General features: G+C 43.0%; 20 protein-coding genes and 4 pseudogenes. 19 read left to right on the top strand and 5 right to left on the bottom strand.

Features of this window, described 5'->3' with window-relative positions; all coding sequences use genetic code 11:
- Positions 1 to 14 precede the first annotated feature (14 nt).
- From xylA to PROCOU_RS00305, 3 genes and pseudogenes are all read left to right on the top strand, one after another.
- Positions 15 to 1,322, top strand: coding sequence for a xylose isomerase (gene xylA / locus PROCOU_RS00315; protein WP_036068943.1), 1,308 nt, complete (start codon positions 15 to 17; stop codon positions 1,320 to 1,322).
- A 17-nt stretch (positions 1,323 to 1,339) separates the two neighbouring features.
- Positions 1,340 to 2,824 (top strand): xylulokinase, encoded by a 1,485-nt coding sequence (gene xylB / locus PROCOU_RS00310; protein WP_036068942.1) that lies wholly within the window; start codon positions 1,340 to 1,342, stop codon positions 2,822 to 2,824.
- Between the two features lie 108 nt (positions 2,825 to 2,932).
- Positions 2,933 to 3,389 (top strand): annotated as a pseudogene (locus PROCOU_RS00305) (ASCH domain-containing protein).
- A gap of 66 nt (positions 3,390 to 3,455) precedes the next feature.
- Here PROCOU_RS00305 and PROCOU_RS00300 read toward each other — a convergent pair.
- Entirely contained in the window at positions 3,456 to 4,610 is a 1,155-nt protein-coding gene (locus PROCOU_RS00300) for an ROK family transcriptional regulator (RefSeq protein WP_036068940.1), read from the bottom strand.
- 187 nt (positions 4,611 to 4,797) lie between these two features.
- On the opposite strand from PROCOU_RS00300, the gene PROCOU_RS00295 reads away from it, so the two are divergent.
- The 7 genes and pseudogenes from PROCOU_RS00295 to PROCOU_RS00270 all read left to right on the top strand — a co-directional run bounded on the left by PROCOU_RS00295 (position 4,798) and on the right by PROCOU_RS00270 (position 9,236).
- Positions 4,798 to 6,114, top strand: a complete 1,317-nt coding sequence (locus PROCOU_RS00295; RefSeq protein WP_051993985.1) for a right-handed parallel beta-helix repeat-containing protein — start codon at positions 4,798 to 4,800, stop codon at positions 6,112 to 6,114.
- Positions 6,115 to 6,178: 64 nt separating this feature from the next.
- Positions 6,179 to 6,319: pseudogene (locus PROCOU_RS17370) on the top strand (TIM-barrel domain-containing protein); the annotation flags it as partial.
- Positions 6,320 to 6,562: 243 nt separating this feature from the next.
- Positions 6,563 to 6,931: a DUF1310 family protein gene (locus tag PROCOU_RS00290; protein WP_036068938.1), complete on the top strand. Its 369-nt coding sequence runs from the start codon at positions 6,563 to 6,565 to the stop codon at positions 6,929 to 6,931.
- Between the two features lie 3 nt (positions 6,932 to 6,934).
- The gene (locus tag PROCOU_RS00285) at positions 6,935 to 8,161 is read left to right on the top strand and encodes a hypothetical protein (protein WP_036068936.1); all 1,227 of its coding nucleotides are present in this window, start codon (positions 6,935 to 6,937) and stop codon (positions 8,159 to 8,161) included.
- Positions 8,158 to 8,484, top strand: coding sequence for a hypothetical protein (locus PROCOU_RS00280; RefSeq protein WP_036068935.1), 327 nt, complete (start codon positions 8,158 to 8,160; stop codon positions 8,482 to 8,484). Before PROCOU_RS00285 ends, PROCOU_RS00280 begins: the two co-directional genes overlap by 4 nt.
- Before the next feature lie 79 nt (positions 8,485 to 8,563).
- Positions 8,564 to 8,773: a hypothetical protein gene (locus tag PROCOU_RS00275; protein ID WP_149023594.1), complete on the top strand. Its 210-nt coding sequence runs from the start codon at positions 8,564 to 8,566 to the stop codon at positions 8,771 to 8,773.
- A gap of 160 nt (positions 8,774 to 8,933) precedes the next feature.
- Complete coding sequence (locus PROCOU_RS00270) at positions 8,934 to 9,236, top strand: DUF5655 domain-containing protein (protein WP_051993982.1); 303 nt, start codon at positions 8,934 to 8,936, stop codon at positions 9,234 to 9,236.
- A 169-nt stretch (positions 9,237 to 9,405) separates the two neighbouring features.
- On the opposite strand, the gene PROCOU_RS17365 is transcribed toward PROCOU_RS00270, so the two are convergent.
- The 3 genes from PROCOU_RS17365 to PROCOU_RS00260 form a co-directional block, all read right to left on the bottom strand.
- Positions 9,406 to 9,519 (bottom strand): type I toxin-antitoxin system Fst family toxin, encoded by a 114-nt coding sequence (locus tag PROCOU_RS17365; protein ID WP_133621112.1) that lies wholly within the window; start codon positions 9,517 to 9,519, stop codon positions 9,406 to 9,408.
- 153 nt (positions 9,520 to 9,672) lie between these two features.
- A complete protein-coding gene (locus PROCOU_RS00265; protein WP_036068933.1) occupies positions 9,673 to 10,113 on the bottom strand; it encodes a GNAT family N-acetyltransferase in 441 nt (146 codons plus the stop codon).
- 72 nt (positions 10,114 to 10,185) lie between these two features.
- The gene (locus tag PROCOU_RS00260) at positions 10,186 to 11,769 is read right to left on the bottom strand and encodes an acetate--CoA ligase (protein ID WP_036068931.1); all 1,584 of its coding nucleotides are present in this window, start codon (positions 11,767 to 11,769) and stop codon (positions 10,186 to 10,188) included.
- Between the two features lie 158 nt (positions 11,770 to 11,927).
- On the opposite strand from PROCOU_RS00260, the gene tadA reads away from it, so the two are divergent.
- From tadA to PROCOU_RS00215, 9 genes and pseudogenes are all read left to right on the top strand, one after another.
- Entirely contained in the window at positions 11,928 to 12,401 is a 474-nt protein-coding gene (gene tadA / locus PROCOU_RS00255) for a tRNA adenosine(34) deaminase TadA (protein WP_036068929.1), read from the top strand.
- A gap of 443 nt (positions 12,402 to 12,844) precedes the next feature.
- Positions 12,845 to 14,270: pseudogene (locus tag PROCOU_RS00250) on the top strand (cytochrome ubiquinol oxidase subunit I).
- Position 14,271: 1 nt separating this feature from the next.
- Positions 14,272 to 15,285 (top strand): cytochrome d ubiquinol oxidase subunit II, encoded by a 1,014-nt coding sequence (gene cydB / locus PROCOU_RS00245; protein ID WP_036068927.1) that lies wholly within the window; start codon positions 14,272 to 14,274, stop codon positions 15,283 to 15,285.
- A complete protein-coding gene (cydD, locus tag PROCOU_RS00240) occupies positions 15,285 to 17,000 on the top strand; it encodes a thiol reductant ABC exporter subunit CydD (RefSeq protein ID WP_036068926.1) in 1,716 nt (571 codons plus the stop codon). Before cydB ends, cydD begins: the two co-directional genes overlap by 1 nt.
- Positions 17,000 to 18,742 carry a thiol reductant ABC exporter subunit CydC gene (cydC, locus tag PROCOU_RS00235; protein ID WP_036068925.1) on the top strand — a complete coding sequence of 581 codons (1,743 nt, stop codon included), beginning with the start codon at positions 17,000 to 17,002 and terminating at the stop codon, positions 18,740 to 18,742. The genes cydD and cydC overlap by 1 nt, the downstream gene beginning before the upstream one ends.
- A 281-nt stretch (positions 18,743 to 19,023) precedes the next feature.
- On the top strand, positions 19,024 to 20,016 hold the full coding sequence (locus PROCOU_RS00230; RefSeq protein WP_036068924.1) for an ROK family protein: 993 nt from the start codon (positions 19,024 to 19,026) through the stop codon (positions 20,014 to 20,016).
- Between the two features lie 15 nt (positions 20,017 to 20,031).
- Entirely contained in the window at positions 20,032 to 20,283 is a 252-nt protein-coding gene (locus tag PROCOU_RS00225; RefSeq protein ID WP_036068923.1) for a hypothetical protein, read from the top strand.
- Positions 20,284 to 21,085: pseudogene (locus PROCOU_RS00220) on the top strand (HAD-IIB family hydrolase).
- Positions 21,086 to 21,109: 24 nt separating this feature from the next.
- Positions 21,110 to 22,258, top strand: a complete 1,149-nt coding sequence (locus PROCOU_RS00215; protein ID WP_244266192.1) for an MFS transporter — start codon at positions 21,110 to 21,112, stop codon at positions 22,256 to 22,258.
- An 86-nt stretch (positions 22,259 to 22,344) separates the two neighbouring features.
- On the opposite strand, the gene PROCOU_RS17625 is transcribed toward PROCOU_RS00215, so the two are convergent.
- Positions 22,345 to 22,755 (bottom strand): immunoglobulin-like domain-containing protein (locus PROCOU_RS17625; protein ID WP_036068922.1); only part of this gene is annotated, 411 nt, incomplete at its 5' end.

Genomic DNA, 22,755 nt, shown 5'->3' with positions numbered 1-22,755 from the left:
GGAGGAAGAAGAATATGAGCTATTTTCCAAATGTGAATAAAATTGAATTTGAAGGTGCAAAATCGGATAATCCTTTTGCTTTTAGACATTATAATGCAGACGAGATTGTTTTAGGGAAGCCGATGAAGGAGCATTTGCGTTTTGCAGTGGCTTATTGGCATACGTTGACGCAGGATGGTTCTGATCCGTTTGGTATGGCGACGAACCAGCGGACGTGGTTGACGAATGACCCTTTGGAAACGGCGAAAAATCGAGTGGAAGCTGGGTTTGAGTTCTTCACGAAGCTTGGTGTACCTTTTTACTGTTTTCACGATGTGGATATTGCGCCTGAGGGAGCGAGCTTGGCTGAGTCGTTTAAGAATCAAGATGTGATTGTGAAATTATTGAAGGAGCAACAAGAGGCAACTGGTGTGAAATTGCTTTGGAATACGGCGAATATGTTTTCGAATCCGCGTTATGTGCACGGTGCGGCGTCAACGAGTAATGCGGATGTGTTTGCTTATGCTGCAGCGCAAGTGAAGAAAGCGCTTGAAGTTGGTAAGGAACTCGGTGGAGAAAACTATGTGTTCTGGGGCGGACGTGAGGGCTACGAGTCGTTACTTAATACGGATATGGGCTTGGAGCAAGATAATATTGCGCGCTTCTTCCACATGGCGAAGGATTATGCGCGTGAAATTGGCTTTGATGCACAGTTCTTGATTGAGCCAAAACCGAAAGAGCCTTCGAAGCATCAGTATGATTTTGATGCGGCAACAACGATGGCTTTCTTGCAAAAATATGATTTAGCGAAGGGTTTCAAGCTGAATTTGGAAGCGAATCACGCAACGCTTGCGGGGCATACGTTTGATCATGAGTTAAATGTGGCGCGTTGTTACGGGGCGCTGGGATCGATTGACGCGAATCAAGGCGATTTGTTGCTTGGTTGGGATACAGATGAGTTCCCTACGGATTTATATGCGGTGACGCTGGCAATGCATCAGATTTTGGAGAATGGTGGTATTGGCCGTGGGGGCGTGAATTTTGATGCAAAAGTACGACGGGCTTCGTTTGAGATGGATGATTTGTTCTTGGCACATATTGCTGGCATGGATACGTTTGCGCGTGGTTTGAAAGCAGCGGCTCGTATGAAGGAAGCTGGCTTCTTGGATAATTTGGTTGCGGATCGTTATGCTAGTTTTAAAACAGGCGTGGGCGCGGATATTGTGGCTGGCAAAATGGATTTTCATTCGCTTAGTAAGTATGCGATGGAGAATGATCAAATCACAAATACTTCAACGCGTTTGGAGTTTGTGAAATCGCGCTTGAACGACTTTTTATTCTAAGAAGGTGGGCATGACAAATGAAATATGTACTGGGTGTTGATTTAGGTACGAGTGCGCTGAAGGCGGTGCTTTTTGCGGAAAATGGTGAAAAAGTTGCGGAGGCTTCTGCGGAATATCCGATTTTTGCGGATCAGGCTGGCTTTAGTGAGCAGAATCCGAGTGATTGGTTTGATGCGTTTGTGTTTGCGGCTACGGAGATAGGGAAGCACCCGGAGAGTCGGGAGCTTGCGGGAATCAGTTTTTCGGGGCAGATGCATAGTCTAGTTCTATTAGATGCGAAGGCAGAAGTTTTACGGCGCGCGATTTTGTGGAATGATGTGCGGACGACGAGGCAGTGTGAGGCGATTACGAAGACTTTGGGCGAGTCACGGCTGCTGGATATTACGAAAAATAAGGCGTTGGAAGGTTTCACATTGCCTAAACTGTTATGGGTGAAGGAACATGAGCCGGAGATTTGGACGCGAGTTTCGAAGTTTTTATTACCGAAAGATTATCTTGGATTCCGATTGACAGGCACGATGCATATGGATTATTCGGATGCAGCGGGAACATTGTTGCTGGATTTGGCACAAGGGGCTTGGAGCTCGGAGGTCCTGGATGCATTCGGGATTTCTGAAGGGATTTGTCCGGATTTAGTTGCTTCGACGGATCAGATTGGAACATTGTTGCCTGAGATAGCGGATATGACTGGCTTGCCGAGTGGGATTCCAGTTTTCGCTGGTGGCGCGGATAATGCGTGTGCAGCGGTCGGAACAGGAATTTTGGAGGAAGGCAAAGCATTACTCAGTATTGGAACATCAGGTGTGTTTTTGACGTACGAATCGGATGCAGATAAGGATTATCAAGGTGATTTGCACTTATTTCACCATGCAAGTCCAGATGGATATTATTCGATGGGCGTGACGCTTGCAGCGGGTTATAGTTTGAGCTGGTTCAAGGAGCAGTTTGCACCTGGCGAGAGCTATGTGGAGTTGCTGGATGGGATTAAGGATATCCCAGTTGGTGCTGATGGTTTGCTGTTCACGCCGTACATTGTCGGGGAGAGAACGCCTTATGCGGATAGCAAAATTCGAGGTAGTTTTATTGGCATCGATGCGCGTCATACGCGAACTCATTTTGCAAAAGCGGTGCTGGAGGGAATTACGTTTTCATTGCGGGATTCGATGCATTTAATGGAGACGCGTGCACAGAAGCATTTTACAGCGGTTATTTCAACCGGTGGCGGAGCGCAGAACAAGGACTGGCTTCAAATGCAGGCGGATATTTTAGGTGTGACAATTGAGACGTTGGCAAGCGAACAAGGCCCAGCATTAGGTGCGGCGATGATTGCTGCTGTTGGAAGTGGCATATTCTCTGACTTATCGAGTGCAGTTCCAGCCTTTATTAAGAAGAAAGCGACGTTTGAGCCAAATATGGCGAATCATGCAAAATATGACGGTTTTTATGCGACGTATCAAGCGATTTACCCAGCTACAAAGCCAATTTGCGAACGATTAAATTAGATGTTAAAGCCAAGTCCAGTTTTATGCGACTTGGCTTTTTATTATGTATTATTGGTTTTGGAGAAAAAACAGAATATGTTATACTATTTGCAGAAATAGGAGAAGGGGATGTTTGTGTTGATTGAATCATACTGGGAAACGTTTGCTAAAAAGAACGGATTGGATTCTGCGTGTCCAGCAGCATGGGCGTTTGGTGATGGAGCTGAAATGGCGGACAACTTAGGCGCGCTTGTTGTGGATGGCGTTAAAACAGCTACATGTGCGGCACATCGCATTCATGAAATAGAGGGAGAGGCAATTCCGCAAGTTGGTGAATACAATATCGTTTTGAATGGCAAAAATGAACCATTGGCGATTATCCGATATACCGAAGTCGAATTGGTGAAAATGAATGAGGTGGCGCGGGACTTTGCAAGCGCAGAGGGAGAAGGCGATTTGAGTTATGAGTACTGGTATGACGGACACGTGAGGTTTTTTTACGTGGGAGTTGGGGCAGTATGGACTTGCATTCACGCCAGATTTATTGTTGGTGTGCCAGCGGTTTGAAGTGATGGACGTTTATTGATACAGTTCTATATAAATGGAAGGCGCGTACCTACTTTTATCGACAGAGGGAACGCGCCTTTTTATACTAGTTTTTTAGTTCAAACGTTGGGATTTCTAAAAAATTGGAAATGGTCACGACGGAAGCTCCGAATAAAATGGCTTCTTCGCCTAGGCTGACCTTCTTCATTTCGATATTTTGCGCAGTTAAACGTGGTAATTGCTGTTTTATCTTCTCTGGAAAATCAGGAATTAAGCGGCTAATCTCACTGTGGATGGCGATTACTTTTGGATTATAGAGCGTGATGATGTTGTGAACAGCAATGCTTAGGTAGTCGACCATATTAGCGATTAATTTTAAAGCGATTGAATCGTTTGCAGTGTAGGCGCGATATAAATCAGGGATGATGGCTTTGGGATTTTTGGAAATCTCACGGTACGCGTCTAAAATGACTTTTTCAGAACTGTAGGTTTCGAGGCAGCCTTTTCCGCCACATGTACAAGCATTACCATTCGCCTGAACAATCATGTGGCCAATCTCACCGCTCAAGCCATTTTCACCAGTATACAGAGTATCGTTCATCATGATGCCAGCACCGACACCGGCATGGATACTGATGCAGACAAGATTGCTATCTTGTCGATTTTTGGCGTGTTCACTCATTGCTAGTAGGTTGGCTTCATTCTCCAAGAAGACAGGATAGTCGACGTGTTTTCGAAGTTCTTCTACTAATGGAAAATCAGTGAAATCATAGGCTGGTGTGAAGATAATCTGATTATCGTGGATGACGCCATGAATCGCGATAGTTAGACCAACGATGCCAAAAGGCGATTTTGGTAGCTTGGCAGTGATTTCTTGGATGATGGTGACTAATTTAGCAATAATTGTTGCTTTTTGGATAGTATGAAAAGGGAGTAATTTTCGTTTTTGAATTGTGCCATCTAAATAGTGAACCATTGTATCAATGTAATCGTAGCCAATATCCATACTAATCCCGAAACCCGCAGCTTTATTTAGTTCGAGCATAATCGGTTTGCGGCCACCTTGAACGGTACTTTCGCCGATACCGGTTTCTTTAATTAAGTTCTGTTCGATTAGTTTCTTGACGATTGCGGAAACGCTAGCTTTATTTAGACCGATTTTTTCAGAAAGGTTCGCGCGTGAAAGAGGACCGTCGTTAACGATGACACTCAAAACCGTGCGTTCATTGGATTCTCTAATCCCTGTTCGATTTGCAAACATGGCGGTACCTCCTTATTCTCTTATCTATTGTAGCTGTAAAATAGGGGTTTGTCTAATAAGACATTAAGTGAAAAAAGTTATTTATGTATCATTATAATAATTATTAGTTTTTTATTACCGTTTTTGGGGAACTGACTAATACATAAGATCATGACGTCCATTAAAAATATGTAAGGGGGGAGCGATATTGAAAAAATTTTATTTATTAGGCATTACTTTGCTGTTCACTATACTCTATTTCGTTTGTTTAGGTTCTTCAGTCAATGTAAAATCTGCTAGTATTGTCGATCTTAAGCCGCTGATCGAAAAGGCCGGTAGTGGCAAACTCATTTTAAAAAGTAAAAAAGAAGTTACCTATGTCGTGAATGAGCCAATTAAGAATGTGAGATGTAGCATTCAAGGGGCGGTAGGTGGTTCTGTTATTAAGGCGAACTTCAAAGGATATGGAAATGCAGAGACGCCCTCCTTACTTCACTATCAGGCTGGTATCGACAATATTGCCATCAAGAACGTTCATTTTGATTTAGCATTAATTGGGAGAGGAGCTGTAAACTTTTATCAAAATACTAATATCATCGTAGAAAACTGTTTTTTCACAGGCTACTCTAAAACATATGGCTGGCGAGCGGTGGATAGTTCTATTTGCTTCACGGATAGCAAGAATATAATCATTCAAAATAACCGCTTTATAAATAATGGCTACCAATATGGCAGAGTTCTAAACGAGCTAAATCGTTGCATTACCATCCAAGGAAATTTCGGTGACAATTATACAATTTCCAACAATGAATTTACAAAAGTAAACCAAGCAATCGTCGTAAATGGCAATAGGATAAGTAAATTTAACGTTTACAATAACGTGTTTAATGCTGTCGTTGATAATAGTCTATATCTGCTAAATATCCCTGTAGCGAACATTTACAATAATGACTTCAACAAGACAAAAAACACGAATTCTCCTGACGAAGGCATTGTTCTCTCTGGTGGAAACTTCAAAATCACGAATAACCGTGCATACAATGTTCTAAACAAATTCATTGCAATCAATGGTACAACAAGAAGTGTAGAAGTGACGAATAATACCATCAAAAATGAAAAAACAAAGCTACGTCCAGCGATTATTGCATGGCGCAACAATACAGCCTATACTGTGCAACAACTCAACTTTTCAAATAATAAAATAGACACAGATACTGCACCTGCGAACTACGATACAATCCTGATTGGAAGAGTGAACCGGCTGACCATCCAAGGAAATCAATTCATTCTAAAAGGCCTTGCTAATTATCAAAATTTGTTTAGTTTGCAGGGCAGGGCAACGATTGGTTTTGTACAAATTACAGGAAATACGATAAAACCTCGTGCTGGTAGTGTTATCTCTAAAAAGGCATTTTTTCTACGCGAAAAGGCACCAACGATTCCTAAAATTAATATTTTGAAACTGAACAGTAACAAATTTAGTGGTAAATATCCGGTAAATTTAAAAGGAACGACTACGAAATAAGAAAGCCGCTCCGTGTTGGGTGGCTTTTTTAGCTGTACATGTAATGGAGGAGATTTTGCGGTAGTATACAGATTTGACAGGGAAACCAGCATTGCTACCTGCTTGGTCGTTTGGCTTGTGGCTCAGTACTTCGTTTTGTACGGATTACAATGAAGAGACGGTGAATGCGTTTGTTGACGGCATGAAGGAGCGTGATATTCTGCTACTATTGATGTAGGCGAGAGAATGATCTAAATATCTAAAAACGAAGGAATATCATACTATCCTTAGAACAGAGAAATAAAGTTCTAGGGAGTATTTTTTATAGACTGCAACAGCTATTTTTGTATGGGGTATAAGAGAGCTTGTTTTCCTTATAAAGCAACATATTAGTTTCATCAAACTAGATATTTCCAAAAACAAACTACTATGCTAAAATGATATTAAAAAATGGAAGAATGGGGGACTTATGAAATACATAAAAATAATCGGAATAGTGGTTGTGATACTAGCAGTCATTGCCATAGGATTTGGAGTGAAGTATAAGATGGATCAACAGAAATTACAAGATGAGATGGTGAAGGTAGTTAAAGCCAATCAGGATTTAGTGAAGGCTGATTTAAAACAGGATGACAAATACGATAAAATTAAATCGATATCTATTGATTATGATTCTATTACAAAAAGTCCGATGGGGGGGCTTTTGTTTCAAGGATTTGTTAATGATGAGCCTACTCTAACATTTAATGCAGGGCTCCAAGAATATCAGGAAAAAATCGAGACATCCAATGTATCCCCTAAAGAAAAATTAGATGAGTTCCTTCAAAAAGGAGAATAGATTATGAATTTGAATGATAAACAACGTGTAGAGATGGCTAACTGGGAATACGCTTCTCTGGATGTTGGGGACCCAATAAAAATCAAAGACATTGGAACAGTTGGTTATGTGGAGGAGATTGTTGATAACAAAGAAACAGGAGAACAAGCGTATATCATTACACCAGAAAAGCTACCCAAAAATCCAACATCATCTGATTTAAACAAAGTTACGAATGTCACCGTGTTGTATCGCGGGTCTACGATGCCTGGCAAAGGAGACGATTGGGTCAAAGATTGGATTAACACCGACTTGCCAGCCGGAAGTCAGATTATTGGAGGCGGACAACAAAAACCACCTGCGCAATTTAAATCTGCTTCGCAAACGCTAGACAATGCCATGAGCCGTTATAAAAATGCTATGTTTGATGTATATGGCCATTCTCTGGGTTCTATGAATGGACAATATGCGGTTTCTGATACAAAATATCCTGATCGGATTCATGCGGCGTATCTCTACGAAGGGCCCAATATCCACTCCTTATTAAACGACACGCAACGGAAAACGGCAGAAAAATTAAACCAGCGGATTTTTAATTATATTGATGACAAGGATTACATAGCGATTGGTTATGCGAAAGCTAGTACTGTTGGCATGCTGATTCGCATTGATTCTAAAAAAGCTAGTGATGCAATAGAACAACATATGTGGGGTGGCTATCAATTTGATAAGGATGGCAGCATTCGCACAACAACGAATATGAAAATACAGTTAAAAATGGCGCAAGTGGACATCGTGATGCAAGATCAATTAAAAACGTTAGCGTTACTAGCTACCAGGCTAACAAAAAGCGGTGGTCATTTATCGGCATCCGAACAGATTTATTTAGACAGTAGTGAAGTTTTCATTATTGTAGATGGTGTGGCATCGATGGTGGAATCAAGTTTCTCAGAAATCATTCAAGTATGCCGACAAGCGATAAAGGAGACAGAGGAACATTGGCAAGATACGGTACAACGTGCACAAAACGTAGCATCTCATTTGAGCTACTACGAAGTAATGGATGCTCTAACAAGCGGTGGGGCAACCAAAGCTCGTATTATGGATGAACCAGTAACGTATTATGAAGAAAAGATAGCAAAAGCGGAAAAAATAAAGAAAGAATATCAAGCACTTGTGACTGAAATCAAAGCAGGTATTGAGGCACAATTATCCCTTGATTCAGCTTTGGCAAAGGAGCTACAGCTATGACAGAGGAATCACGGCGTATTCGCAGGAAACAAGAAGAGGAAGAGGCAGTGTTCCTTCGTGAAAAACAAGGGCTCATGAATCAAGGAGAAGCGTTATATCAGCAGAAAATCGAAACAATCCGAGCGTTGGATGACCTAGCAGATAGAACGCGTTATTACCTGCAAGATTTTGTAGCCGATAGAAGTGATTTGAATCAAGCATTTCACATGATTGGCTCAGCAAGTGACGAAGTGACAATGGTTTATCGTAAAGAAGAAGATGCACTAACATACAAAATAGAAGAACTAGAGAAAAAACATCGAAAAAAAACAAGCGGAATATGAGCAGGAGTTACTGGATACAAGGGGTGAACAATAGTGATTGACATATTCGATGATATCAAGAAAAATATAGAAAAAATGATTGTCAGATATACAGTGGCTAATGGAGCCATTACCACCACAGAAAACAAAAAAACAAATGGTAGGCGTGACCATAGATACAACAACGGATACAACGAGCCAACGCATTGCAGGAGTCACAAGTCACTTGGCTGATTCTTTTCAAGGGAAATGGGCGGGGGACGTAAGGGAAAAGCTAGGGATTTATCAAAAAGAGCTGGACAATTTTTGAGCTAATGTAATTGATAAAATGGAGTGAGTGAAAAGATATATACGCAGTAGATGATGATGAGAAGCGCAAATAAACTGTTTGGATATCTCTTTGAATTTAGTTAATACTCCAGACAGTTCTTCTAAAGCGAAGTAAGAAAAGCTGCCCAGAAACAAGGGTATTGTATGATGATCTGAAGGCATATTTATTATCACTTGGGGATGAAGTTCAAGAAACGGTATTGAAATATTATATTGCTTATAAAAAAATACGTAATTTCGCGTGTGTTGAAATTCATAATAAGCATGTAGTACTGAATCTAAATATCAATCCTGATCAAATTAAGCTAGAAGAAGGTTTTACGAGGGATCTTCGAAATGTGGGTCATTTTGGGACGGGTGACTTACGAATCGATTTAAAGAATAATGCTGATTTTCAAAAGGCGAAACAATTTATTTTACAGAGTTATGAGAGGACGAAATAATAGCGGGTTTGCTTGTGTAAAATTATCAGAAACCCCGAGTTAGACGTGATAAAATTTTTTTATAGGCATATCAGTACTGAGATGCTATAATGGAGTTGGAAAAAGATATTCACAGTCTACCCAAAGTGACCCCCCCCCACCTCGTCCAGGAGGTGGGGGCTCTTTTTGGTTAGCAAATCGTCTGCTGCTGCTTTTTCTTGCGTCGTGTCTCTAACCAATGATTGAAGACCGCGAGGATGCAACCAACAATGACCGGCGCAAGAATAGTAGAAAAGATATCCACATGCTACCCTCCTTCCCTAGATGCTGTTCTCGTCTAGAGGTAGACGGCTTCTTAATGATAGCATATTAGGAAGGTCGTATTTTGCAGCGTCATCAATTTCTCGGATAATCTAGATAAAAATAGAGTGCCTAATAAATCTAGGCACCCCAATCCTCATTTATAGTCTTTCCCCATCCGATAATGCCCACCAATCTTCGGAATCACGAACTCTTCGCCAACTGAATAGAATCCCATTTTCTCATAAAACCCAGTCGCAATCACGCGTGCATTACACCAGAGTAAATCAGCACCCCGCCGCGCGAGCTCTTCTTCTGCAAACACAATGACAGCTTTTCCAAGCCCACGCAATCGCGCCTTAGGATCACTCGCCATGCCACGCAATCGGTACTGTTTGTGACCTTTAAAGTGGCTGTCAGATTCTTCGTAAAAACTCCCAATCGCAACCAACTGCTTGTCATCATCAAACACTCCAACATGAAACGTCGCCTGATCCTCGTCTCCTGGATAGACAAGTGCTTCCACTGGGTGATCTGGAATCAGCACGCGGTGGCGCAAATCGTGTGTTTGGATGGCTTCTATAAACCGTGTTTCCATCTATATCATTCCCTCTCTTAAAAGCAAGTTACTTGGAATGATTGTACCCAATTTTGCTGTATTTAGCAACGATTATTGTGAGATTTTCGCGAATTCTGCATCGCGCAGAGCGACGCGGCGAACTTTTCCAGAATCGGTCTTTGGTAAACTTTCTACAAATTCAATACGTCGTGGATATTTATACGGTGCGGTGTGCTCTTTCGTGAAGTTCTGCAACTCTTTCACGAGCTCGGTATCGCCAATAAACCCGTCTTTCAAAACGATGAATGCTTTCACAACCGTGCCACGAATCTCATCAGGACTCGCAACGACAGCGACTTCCTTCACGCTCGGATGGTTCGTCAGTGCATCCTCGACTTCAAAAGGGCCAATCGTATAGCCCGAACTAATAATAATATCGTCGTTGCGACCTTGGAACCAATAATAGTTATCCTCATCACGATACGCTCGGTCACCGGAAACGAAGTAATCACCACGAATCGCTTTTTCTAGGCGCTCCGGTTCTTTGTAGTATTCTTGGAACAACGCCGGAAAATCCTTGCGTATCGCGATATCGCCAACTTCACCAACAGCGACAGGTTTCCCGAACTCATCAATAATTGCCATGTACTCCGGCATAATCGGTTTGCCCATTGAGCCCGGACGAATTGGAAACTCGACAAGCGTTCCAATCAAGAGCGTACTTTCTGTCTGACCATAACCATCACGAACTTTTAGGTCAAAATTATCTTGAAAAACGGTAATTACTTCGCGATTTAGCGGCTCACCGGCAGAAACAGCGCTTCGCAACTGACTCAAATCATACGTATTCAAATGATCTGCTTTTGCCATCAAGCGGTATTCTGTTGGGGTACAACATAACACATTCACTTTCCTATCTTGCAGAAGTTCCAACTGTTTGGCAGGACGAAAACGCCCATTATAAATGAAACCAGTTGCGCCTTTACCGAGAACTGACAAGAATGGCGACCAAACCCACTTCTGCCAGCCAGGTCCAGCCGTTGCCCAAACCGTGTCATCCGCGCGAATATCCAACCAGTGATCCGCAGCAATCCGAATATGTGCATAGCCCCAACCATGCGCGTGTACTACACCCTTTGGATTTCCTGTTGTGCCTGAAGTAAAGGCAAGCAAACACGGATCATCTTTGCGCGTTGGCACTTTCTTGAACTGTGTCGCGGCTCCATCAATTAGCTGCTCATAACTTTGCCAACTATCAATCTTGCTGTCTGCACCAATAACAATCCGTGTCACAACACTTGGTGCGGCTCCGATTTTATCAAACTCGTTCGTACAGCTTGCATCTGCAATTAGCGCTTTCACATCTGCATGGTGAATCCGGTATTCCAAATCATGCGCCTTTAAAAGCTCAGAGGCGGGAATAATAATTGCACCAGTCAGCCAAATCCCCATATAGACCGCGTATGTCTCAAGCAACCGCGGCATCATCACAATCACATGGTCCCCTTTTCTGATTCCGGCAGCTGCCATCACATTGGCAAATCGATTCGCTGTTGCGAGTAAATGGCGGTACGACCACTCTTTCACAACCCCATCTCCATCCTGCCAAATGAGCGCCGTCTTCTCCGAGTCAAATTGTGCAATCTCATCCGTAATATTATAAAATTCAGGGGCGATTAAATTTTCTGATTTCATGTAGCAACATCTCCTTATATTTTTGTATCCAAAGGGTGACATTTTTTTATGACCTAGTACTAATACATGGTACTATATATGAATCCCCAAAGCAAATAAAAGACATGAATCGTATACCTATGCTAAAATGAAGAGTAATCAAGAGGGGAGAACAATCCATGTCTAAAGAAACCTACATGCGTGAGGCTCTAGTTGAAGCCGAAAAAGCGCGTGAAAAAGGTGAGGTTCCAATCGGTGCTGTTGTCGTACTAAACGGCGAAATTATTGGACGCGCCCACAACCTCCGCGAAACAACAAAAAATGCTATCACACACGCCGAAATTCTCGCGATTCAAGATGCCTGTAAAAATCAAGATGCATGGCGACTCGAAGGTGCTACACTATATGTTACGCTTGAACCGTGTCCGATGTGTAGCGGTGCAATTCTACTTTCCCGTATTGCTAACGTTTATTACGGAGCCGTTGATCCAAAAGCTGGAACCGCAGGAACACTCATGAACTTGCTTCAAGATTCGCGCTTCAATCACCAATGTGAAGTTGAGGCTGGAATTTTAGCTGATGAATGCGGTACCATCCTCACTAATTTCTTTCGAGACTTGCGCGCAAAGAAAAAGCAACGAAAAGAGTCTTAATACCTATATTAATGCAAGGAAAATCCATTACAAATGATTATGTGAAAAAGTGCGCAATAAACTGATGTCACTTAACTAAGCCACCTGTCTCATTTCGCGCCTCCATGTTTTCCCTTATGAAAATAGAACCAAAAGGACTAAACAAATTTACATGGAAATGAGATAGAATAAAGATTAGGTGAAACTTATTCTAATTAGAAGACTCTTTCCTATTTATGTGAGGAAATAGACAAAGTGTGAAAAGTAGAAATAGTTCTCGTGATATAGAGGATTTTCATGTATTCATTTTCTCATAAAAATATTTGTGAATTAAAGCACAACTAAGCGCCACAGTATTCACAGTTTTTCACAAATAATTTATGTGTATAAGTAAAGAGTCGGCCAATTATAATAACACAAACAAAAAGGGTTAAACACCCAAATTACAAAAAGGAGGAAAAAAGGTGGATAAACTTTTCTTAGCTAGGCTTCAATTCGGCTCAACAACCGTGTTCCATTTCTTATTCGTACCACTTTCTATTGGACTTGTATTTATGGTTGCTCTCATGGAAACATTGTATGTTGTGAAGAAAAAAGAAGTCTACAAAAAAAATGTCGAAGTTTTGGGGACATTTATTCCTAATTAACTTCGCTGTGGGAGTTGTAACAGGGATTATTCAGGAGTTCCAATTCGGAATGAACTGGTCGGATTACTCGCGATTCGTGGGGGATGTATTTGGAGCGCCGCTTGCAATTGAAGCGCTACTCGCTTTCTTTATGGAATCGACGTTTATCGGACTATGGATTTTTGGATGGGATCGCTTGAACAAGAAATTACACTTAATGTGTATTTGGCTCGTTGCTCTTGGGACCGTGTTCTCTGCGTTCTGGATTTTAGCAGCGAACTCGTTCATGCAACATCCGGTAGGGTTCCAAGAAATTAATGGTCGTGCGGAAATGAACGATTTCTGGGCACTTATTACGAATGGACAGTTACTTGTGGAGTTCCCACACGTTATTTTTGGTGCGTTCGCAACGGGGGCATTCTTTGTCGCCGGAGTCAGTGCTTACAAATTACTTAAAAAGCAAGATGTCGACTTTTTCCGGAAATCGTTCCAGATTGCGCTGGTGCTCGTGATAATTGGTGGTTTTGGTACGGCTTTTAGTGGTCACCAACAGGCGCAATATCTTGTTAAAACGCAACCGATGAAAATGGCGGCGACAGAAGGAGTTTGGGATGATACGGCCGATCCGGCACCGTGGACGATGATTGCGGGTATTGATGTCGAAAACCAGAAGAACACCTGGGAACTCAACATTCCGTATGCGCTAAGTTTCCTTTCGTATTCGACTTTCTCTGGTAGCGTGCAAGGTATGAAGTCGCTGCAAGCAGAGTATCAAGAGAAGTATAAGGATCGTTTCGGGGCGGACATGAACTACATTCCACCAGTTAAAACGTCATTCTGGAGTTTCCGTATTATGGTTCTCTCGGGGATGTTAATGATTCTATTCGGTCTTTGGGGAGCTTTCCTAGCGTGGCGCAAGAAATTAACGACTTCAAAATGGTATTTACGTTTGATGATTCCAATGATTGCTTTCCCATTCATCGCGAACTCGATGGGCTGGATCATGACGGAAGTGGGGCGTCAACCATGGGTAGTATTTGGCTACATGTCAACGGCAGATGGCGTTTCGCCAAACGTTTCGGCAGGCTCGATTTTATTCTCGCTCATTGCATTCTCGGCGATTTATTTAGCACTCGCGCTTGTACTCGTGTGGCTATTTGTTCGTGAAATTAAGGCTGGACCTGACGCGCACAATCATGATAAGAAAAAAGGCAAAAAAGCGCCTGCGTCTGTTGATCCATTTGATTTAAAGGGGGCGAATTAAGATGGAGTTAAACGAACTGTGGTTCCTTTTAGTTGCTGTGCTTTTCATCGGGTTCTTCTTCTTGGAAGGCTTTGACTTCGGTGTTGGGATGTCAACTCGATTTGTAGCTCGAAATGATCTGGAACGCCGTGTTTTGATTAATACGATTGGGCCGTTTTGGGATGCGAATGAGGTTTGGTTGTTAACGGCTGGGGGCGCGATTTTTGCGGCTTTTCCTCACTGGTATGCAACGATGTTTAGTGGCTATTATATCCCGCTTGTTTTCTTCTTGTTGGCGCTCATTGGCCGTGGGGTTTCGTTTGAATTCCGCGGGAAGCATGATACGAAGGCTTGGGTGAAAACCTGGGATTGGGTCATTTTTATCGGTAGTATTTTGCCGCCATTCTTGCTGGGTGTCTTGTTCTCGTCACTTGTTGCCGGGATGCCGATTAATAGTGAAATGAATATGAATGCAGGTTTCTTTGATTATATTACACCGTTCTCGCTTATGGGTGGGGTTACGGTGACGCTTATTTGTTACTTCCACGGTTTGCTATTTATTACGCTTCGTACGCATGACGATCTTCGTGAGCGTGCGACTCGGATTGCTAAGCGGATGTGGTTTGTAACGGTTCCTGTACTAGCCATTTTTGTTGTGATGGCATTCTTCTATACAGATATTTTCCAAGCTCGTCCGATGTTGTTACCGATTATGATTGGTGCAACGGTCGTGTTCTATGTAATCTCTGCGCTTGCTCTCTGGAAGGGGCGCGAAGGTTGGGCGTTTGCCTTTAGTGGACTTGGAATTGTTGGGACAATCGGTGCGATTTTTGCAGGATTATTCCCACGTGTTATGATTAGTTCGACGAGTTCATTGTATGATTTGACGATTCATAATGCAGCATCCGGCGATTATTCGCTAAAAGTAATGACAATCGTGGCTCTGACGCTTTTGCCGTTCGTACTAGGTTATCAAATCTGGAGCTATTATGTGTTCCGCAAGCGTGTATCCAGTAAGGAGAAAATGACGTACTGATGGGTAGAGATTTATTGAAATACCAAGGTATCAAACCAATCCTTGCCGTGCTAGCCGTCCTGACAGTAGTTCAGGGCGCGGCTATCATTGCGATGGCGAAATACTTAGCAACTGCGATTACGACGCTGTTTCATGGAGAGCCGTGGGCAGACGCGCTGTTCGATTTAAGCCTCTTTGCGGGGGCTTATCTCGTGCGGCATTTTTTGAATGTATGGAAACGCAAAATTGTGTATGACTATGCCGCCAAAACGGGAACTGCAATGCGTGAGTCGTTGCTTTCGAAACTGTTTCTACTTGGGCCGCGATTTACGAGTGCGGAAGGGACAGGGAAAGTGGTGACGATGGTCATGGAAGGTGTCGCTAATTTCCGTCGTTATTTGGAGTTATTTTTGCCGAAGTTGATGAACATGTCGATTATTCCGGCGATGATTTTAATCTACGTATTTATAGAAGACACGACATCAGGCGTGATTCTAATTTTGACGTTGCCGATTTTAATTCTATTTTTGGTGATGATTGGGCTGGCAACGAGGGCGCAGGCAGATCGCCAGTTTGAGACGCATCGGGTTTTGTCGAATCATTTTGTGGATTCATTAAAAGGACTTGAAACGCTCAAGTATCTGGGGATTAGTCGCTCACATGAGGGAAATATTGCGAAAGTGAGTGAGGATTATCGAAAAGCAACGATGGGGACTTTGCGGATGGCGTTTTTGTCTTCGTTTGCGCTGGACTTCTTTACGATGCTCTCGGTCGCAACGGTGGCGGTGTTTCTTGGCTTGGGCCTGATTGAGTCAACAATGATTTTGCAGCCAGCACTTGCGATTCTGATTTTGGCTCCGGAGTATTTTTTGCCGGTTCGTGAGGTTGGTTCAGACTATCATGCGACGCTGGATGGGCAAGAGGCTGGACGCGTGATTCAGGAGATTATTGATAAGGATATGGCGGAGGTTGCGACGGATCAGGTTTTGGATTATGACGTTAATACGTCGTTTAGTTTGGAAAAGGTGACGGTGCAGCACCAGCTGGATTCTCCGATATCGCTTGATGCGGCGAGTTTTACGGTGTCAGGCTTTGAAAAAGTTGGTATTATCGGTGCGACGGGGGCTGGGAAGTCAACGATGATCGATGTTTTAAGTGGCTTTTTAGAACCGACGGATGGTGCATTTTTATGGAATGGTGAGGAGCGTGTGGGTTTGCGAGATGCGGCTTGGCAGAGTCAGGTGACGTATATTCCACAGCATCCTTATTTATTCCATGAGACAGTGCGAGAAAATATTCGTTTTTATGCGCCGGATAGTGATGATGTAGCGGTGGAGCGAGCGGCGAATGCGGCAGGGTTGCGTGATTTAGTTGCGGAGCTTGATGCGGGTTATGATACGCTTGTTGGTGAGGCTGGGCGTGTGCTTAGTGGTGGCCAGGAGCAGCGGATTGCGATTGCGCGAGCATTTCTTAGTGACCGTCGGATTGTGTTGATGGATGAGCCGACTGCGCATTTGGATATTGAGACGGAGTATGAATTGAAACAACCAATGCTGGATTTGTTTGCGAATCGTCTTGTTTTTTTTGCGACGCATCGTCTGCATTGGATGCTTGAAATGGATCGGATTATTGTACTGAATCATGGCGCGATTGTGGAAGTTGGCACGCACGCGGAATTGCTCGCGAAAAATGGCTTTTATGCGGAATTAATCAAAGCCCAATTGGAGGAGATCTGATGATAAAAAGTAGCTGGATTGGTCCTTATATTAAACAAAATCGGATGCTTTTCCTCTGGGTTATTTTGCTTGGTTTGCTAACAGTATTTTCAACGGGGGCGTTGATGTTTACATCGGGGTATTTGATTTCAACAGCGGCAACGATTCCGGAGACGATTTTATTGATTTATGTACCGATCGTTGGGGTTCGGGCATTTGGGATTATGCGTGCGGTGTCGCGGTATATTGAACGCTTGGCGAGTCATTCGCTCGTTTTGCGGATTTTGGCAAAGATGCGTGTGCGTTTGTACCGAATCATTGAACCGCAGGCGTTGTTGATGCGTTCGCGTTACAGGACAGGAGATATTTTGGGGCTTTTGTCGGATGATATCGAGCATTTGCAAAATTACTATTTGACGACGCTGCTCCCGAATATTGTGGCGATGGTGTTATATGGCGGAATTGTGATTTCACTCGGTGTCTTTTCGATACCGTTTGCGATTTTATTTTTCGCGTATATTGCGCTTCTTGTGCTTGTGATGCCTGGGGTTTCGTTACTTTACGCGCGTGGAAAAAATGCGTACATGAAGCAGGAACGCAATAAGCTGTATCAAAAGTTCACAGATGCGGTGTTTGGGATTAGTGACTGGATGTTTAGTGGACGCGAAAAAAGTTTTATTGCGAATTATGAGGCGGATGAGAGAAAGCTTTTGGTCGCAGAGACGAAACAGGCGCGTTTTGCATCATTGCGAGACTTTGTTGGGCAACTGATTATTGGTGTCATGGTTCTTTCCATGGTGTACTGGACAAATGGGCAAGTCGTGGACGGCGTTTTTGAACCAACGTTTATTGCAGCATTCGTGTTGGCGATTTTGGCATTATCAGAGAGCTTTATTCCGGTGAGTAATGCGGTCAGTGATGGCTCGCTTTATAAGGATTCGATTGCGCGATTGGAAGAAATCGAAGACGCGGAACTTCTGACTTGGGAAGAGGAAGGTGCACTTGGAAAACTAGCAATCAATTCAGAAAATGTCACTTTGCGTACGGAAAAACTGACTTTTAGTTACACAGAGTCAAAGGTACCAGTTTTGCGTGATTTGGATTTTGAGTTGAAGCAGGGTGAGAAGGTCGCCATGCTGGGACGTAGTGGTACGGGTAAATCGACATTTTTGAAATTAGTGCAGGGGGCTTTGGCACCGACATCAGGCTCAGTTACGTTGAACGGTGATGATGTGGCGAAGCTTGGACCACAAATTTCGGAGATGATTTCGATGTTGAATCAGAAGGCGCATTTGTTTAATACGACGGTGTTGAATAATATTCGGATGGGAAATCAGGATGCAACGGATGAGGAAGTGGCAGAGGTTGCGAAACAGGTGAAGCTACATGACTTTATTATGAGCATGCCGGATGGGTATCGTACACAGATGGCAGAGATGGGTGCGCGTTTTTCTGGTGGGGAACGTCAACGGATTGCACTGGCTCGGGTTTTACTACAGGATACGCCGATTGTTGTGCTGGATGAGCCTACAGTTGGACTTGATCCGATCACGGAGAAATCACTACTCGGCACGATTTTTGAGACACTACAAGGGAAGTCACTCATTTGGGTGACGCATCATCTTGTTGGTGTGGAGAAAATGGATCGGGTGTTGTTCTTGGAAAATGGTGATGTGATTATGGATGGGACGCATCAGGAATTATTACGGACCAAAGAGCGGTATCGTCACTTGTATGAACTGGATCGCCCGATTAAACTATAGGTCAAGTATTAAATGGTAATATAAATCGCGTAGAAAAGCCCTGTTTTTGTTGTTTTTGACAATGAGAACGGGTTTTTTTATGTTGTGATAGAGTCGCTATCTACATTAGGAAACTTGCTTTGAGTGCGCAAAAAATATTAGCCATCGATGCGTTGCAGGAGAGTATATTATGGTGTATGTGATTTTTTTACGTTAAGAAAAGCTTTACATTTCCGGTTAATTTTTATATAATTAAGGAACTTAATTAAGTTATTTAAATATGTTTTGAAGTGGTGAAATAAATGGAAAATAAGCATGTGGTGAAAGTAGCAAATTTGGATAAAGTCAGGAGTATTTTGTTCAAATATGGTTCAGCGACGAAAGCGAAATTAGCGAGTGAGTCGGATATAAGCACGGTTACGGTGAATGGGCTTGTCAAAGAACTAGTGGAGGCTGGCGAATTTATCGGCGGGGAACTGATTCACCCTAAAATTGGCCGTCCGTCTGTGCATTATCATTTTAACTATAATTTTGAGCACTATATGTTAATTTCGATTCAAGAGACGGCTGGAAAATTACATATTGTTGCTCGCGTTGTGAACATGCGTGGAGATGTAAAGTTGAGGAAAGGTTATCCGATGGAAGAGGTGGAAGTAGGTGTAGTTGTAGATGCTGTCAAAGAAATTTTGGCAGAAAAAATAGCGATTACAAGTATTGCAATCTCGATTCCTGGTAAGACAATCGGTTCTAAAATTGCGGTTAGTTGGCGCAATGCACTTAATGGATGGGACTTGGAGACAGAGATAGGGAGCAGATTCGGAATCCCTGTTTATGTGGAGAACGACGCAAATCTTGCAACGATTGGTTATTGCAAAGCGGTGAAAATTCCGGAAACAGATTATGTAGTTGGGATTTATTATTTGCCAATGAGTATGCCTGGTGCTAGCCTTTTTCACAATAATCGACTTTTCAGAGGTCAGGATGGTTTGGCTGGGGAAGCACGGTACTTGCCACAGCTGATTGGTAGGGAATGTGCGAGTTCGTTTGATGAGTCGGTACAGAATTTGTTGGAGATAATCGGTATTTACAATAGTCTTTTAGCGCCGCATACATTTGTAATCCATATGGCAGGGTTGAGTCAGGCTGAGCTTGCGGCACGAATTTCTGAGGATAGGATTTTGCAGGAACAGCCGAACAAGGCGAGATTTTTCTGTGCAGATTCTTTTGATGAGGACGTAATGGCGGGCTTGCAGTGGCTTGCAATGTCAGATGTAGCGTATCTCACCCTGAAATAGTGAGGAGTGTTGGCAATGAGGGGATTGCTGAAAATCGAGAAAAAGCGCGAACAGTGGGAGTATGATGTGTTTTGTAAATTGTCACAAAATAGTCTATACATGATAGCAGTTCATCAGGAATCAGACTATGCCATGATTGTTCCAATTCATAAAATCTTGGCGACATGCGAGGGTAATCGAGATAAAGTGCAGTTCCAAGACGCTGGTTTTACGTATAGTATTCAAAATGAAACATTGGTTGCAAAATTATGGGAAGCGGTGAAATAGATGATTAAATTAGTGATTACGGATATGGATGGTACTTTTTTAGATAGCAAGGGCGAGTTCAATCGCGAACTGTACCAAGAAGTGAAGGAAATGATGGTACGGAAAAATGTGGCCTTCGCAGCCTGTACTGGGAAACAATGTGACCGTGTGGAGCAATTGTTTGGACCCGAGGATACGAAAGATTTATGGATTTTGGGGGATAGTGCGGCACGGATTAAGCGAAACGGTGAGTTTGTTTATGAGTCGCTGATTAAGAATCAGTTGGGGCTTGAGATGATTGCAAAGTTGGAAGCACATCGTCTAGATTATGTGATTATTGCTTGTACATCAACGGGTGCGATTATGAAAGATACGGTTTCAGATGAGCTTTTTAACCGGATGAAGTATTCCTATTCGGAAGTTAGTCGGGTCGCTGATTTTAACGAAATTGATGTTGATTTTGTGAAAATTTCTGTCTACGATGTGAAAGAGGATAGTTTTCATACGCGCACGCAATTGGCAGATTTTTTTTGATAAGGCGTATATTGTTGCTTCAGAAGGAGCTTGGATTGATATTTCGGATGTTGGTGTTCACAAAGGAACGACGGTGGCTAGGTTGCAAGAGATTCTTGGTGTGACGCATGATGAGACGATGGTTTTTGGTGATGGACTGAACGATTTGGAGCTGATGGAGGCTGGACTGTATAGTTTTGCGATGCGTAATGGTTTTCCAGAAACGAAGGAGGCTGCTAATTTCATCGCGCGATCGAACGATGAGGACGGGGTGTTGCGCACAATTCAGCAGATTTTAACATTACAGTAAATGTGCTAGAAAAAAGGAGTTTTTATGGAGAAAAAATGGTATTACGCGATTTTGATTATTTTTACGACGTGTGGTTTTAGTTTTTCGAGTTGGATTTCACGAACACCGGAGTTACGCGATGCTTTGCATGCGACAACAGGGACGATGGGAATCATTTTATTAGGGCTGTCGATGGGCTCAATTCTTGGGCTGGTACTGGCTAATGTTTTTGTACGGGCGCGGGGCGGTCGATTTGCGATTATGACGAGTGCATTTTTCATGTTTGGCGGTTTTATGATGCTTTCGATTGGTGCGCTTATGGCTGGTCAACTTATAGTTTTCGCGGCGTTGTTCATTTTTGGAATGGGCGCAGGAATGTGTAATGTGGCGATGAACTTAGAAGGGACTGAGATTGAGTATCGGATTCAAAAGACCATTTTGCCAGTTTTGCATGCGGCGTTTAGTATTGGAACGCTTGCGGGAGCGGGAATCGGTGCGCTTTTTATTAAATTAGGTATATCGGTTAGCTTGCATTTGACGATTGTGGCGTGCTTGTTATTCGCGATTCTGATGATATCAACACGATTTGTGCCAGCGGGGATTGGTAAAGATTCAGTGGAGGACAAAAAGGCGGGTACGGAGGAGCGAACTATGGATCGGCGATTATGGCTAAATAAACGGACGATAGCGCTGGCGATTATGGCGTTGTGCCTTGCTTTTGTTGAAGGTTCTGCGAATGATTGGATTCCGCTGGCGATGGTGGATGGCTATAACGTTTCGCATAGCTTTAGTACGATTATTTATGGTGTTTTCTTGACCGGTATGATTAGCGGGCGGTTGGTGAGTGGTCGCTTGATTGATACATATGGCCGAGTGTTGCTACTTCGCATCGCTGTAGCTCTTGCTGCAATTGGTTTGCTACTCGTTATTTTAAAAATTTCGATTGTACTATGTGTCATCGCGATTTTCTTGTGGGGACTTGGTGCTTCGCTAGGTTTCCCGATGACAATTTCAGCAGCTGGGGACGAAAGCGAATATGCGGTGAGGCGCGTGAGTTTGGTTACACTGGCTGGGTATAGCGCGTCGCTTGCAGGGCCACCGTTGCTTGGATTTTTGGCGAATCATTTTGGTTTGCTTAACGCGTTTTATTTTCGTACTTATTGCGATTTGTGTGGCAGGATTGTTTACGAGTAATGTGGCGAAGATTAGGCAGGCATCATGATAAAGAAATACCCCGATTTCTCTGCGGTACGTGAGAAATCGGGGTATTTTTTGTTGGCTTATTGAACAGTTTGTGTGGATGTGTAAAGAACGTTACCAGCTGTATCTAATGCTTTTACTTCAAAAGTGTTGCCAGCAATGCGTAAAGATGGAACGTCATAAATATATACTTTGTAGTCTGTTCCAGTGACTGCGCCGTAGCGGACAAATTTACCATCTACATAGAGTGCAATCATGTGTACATCGCCTGAGACTGTCCCAGTATTGTACGTGGAAAGTGTCGTTGTTTCGTTAGGCATGACACTACCTTTGATGTTTTTCACTTTGACATCAGATGAAGCGCGTTCACCTTCGTTGCCAAGGTTATCAACAGCGACTACTTCGAATGTTTGGCCTTCTGATTTCATAAGGGCAACATCGGAGGCATAGATTTTGAATGTATCACCTGTTATGGCACCATAGCGGATGAA

It is taken from the genome of Listeria rocourtiae FSL F6-920, assembly GCF_000525975.1.
Lineage (GTDB): Bacteria > Bacillota > Bacilli > Lactobacillales > Listeriaceae > Listeria_A > Listeria_A rocourtiae.
This window is presented reverse-complemented; position numbering and strand designations above follow the sequence as displayed.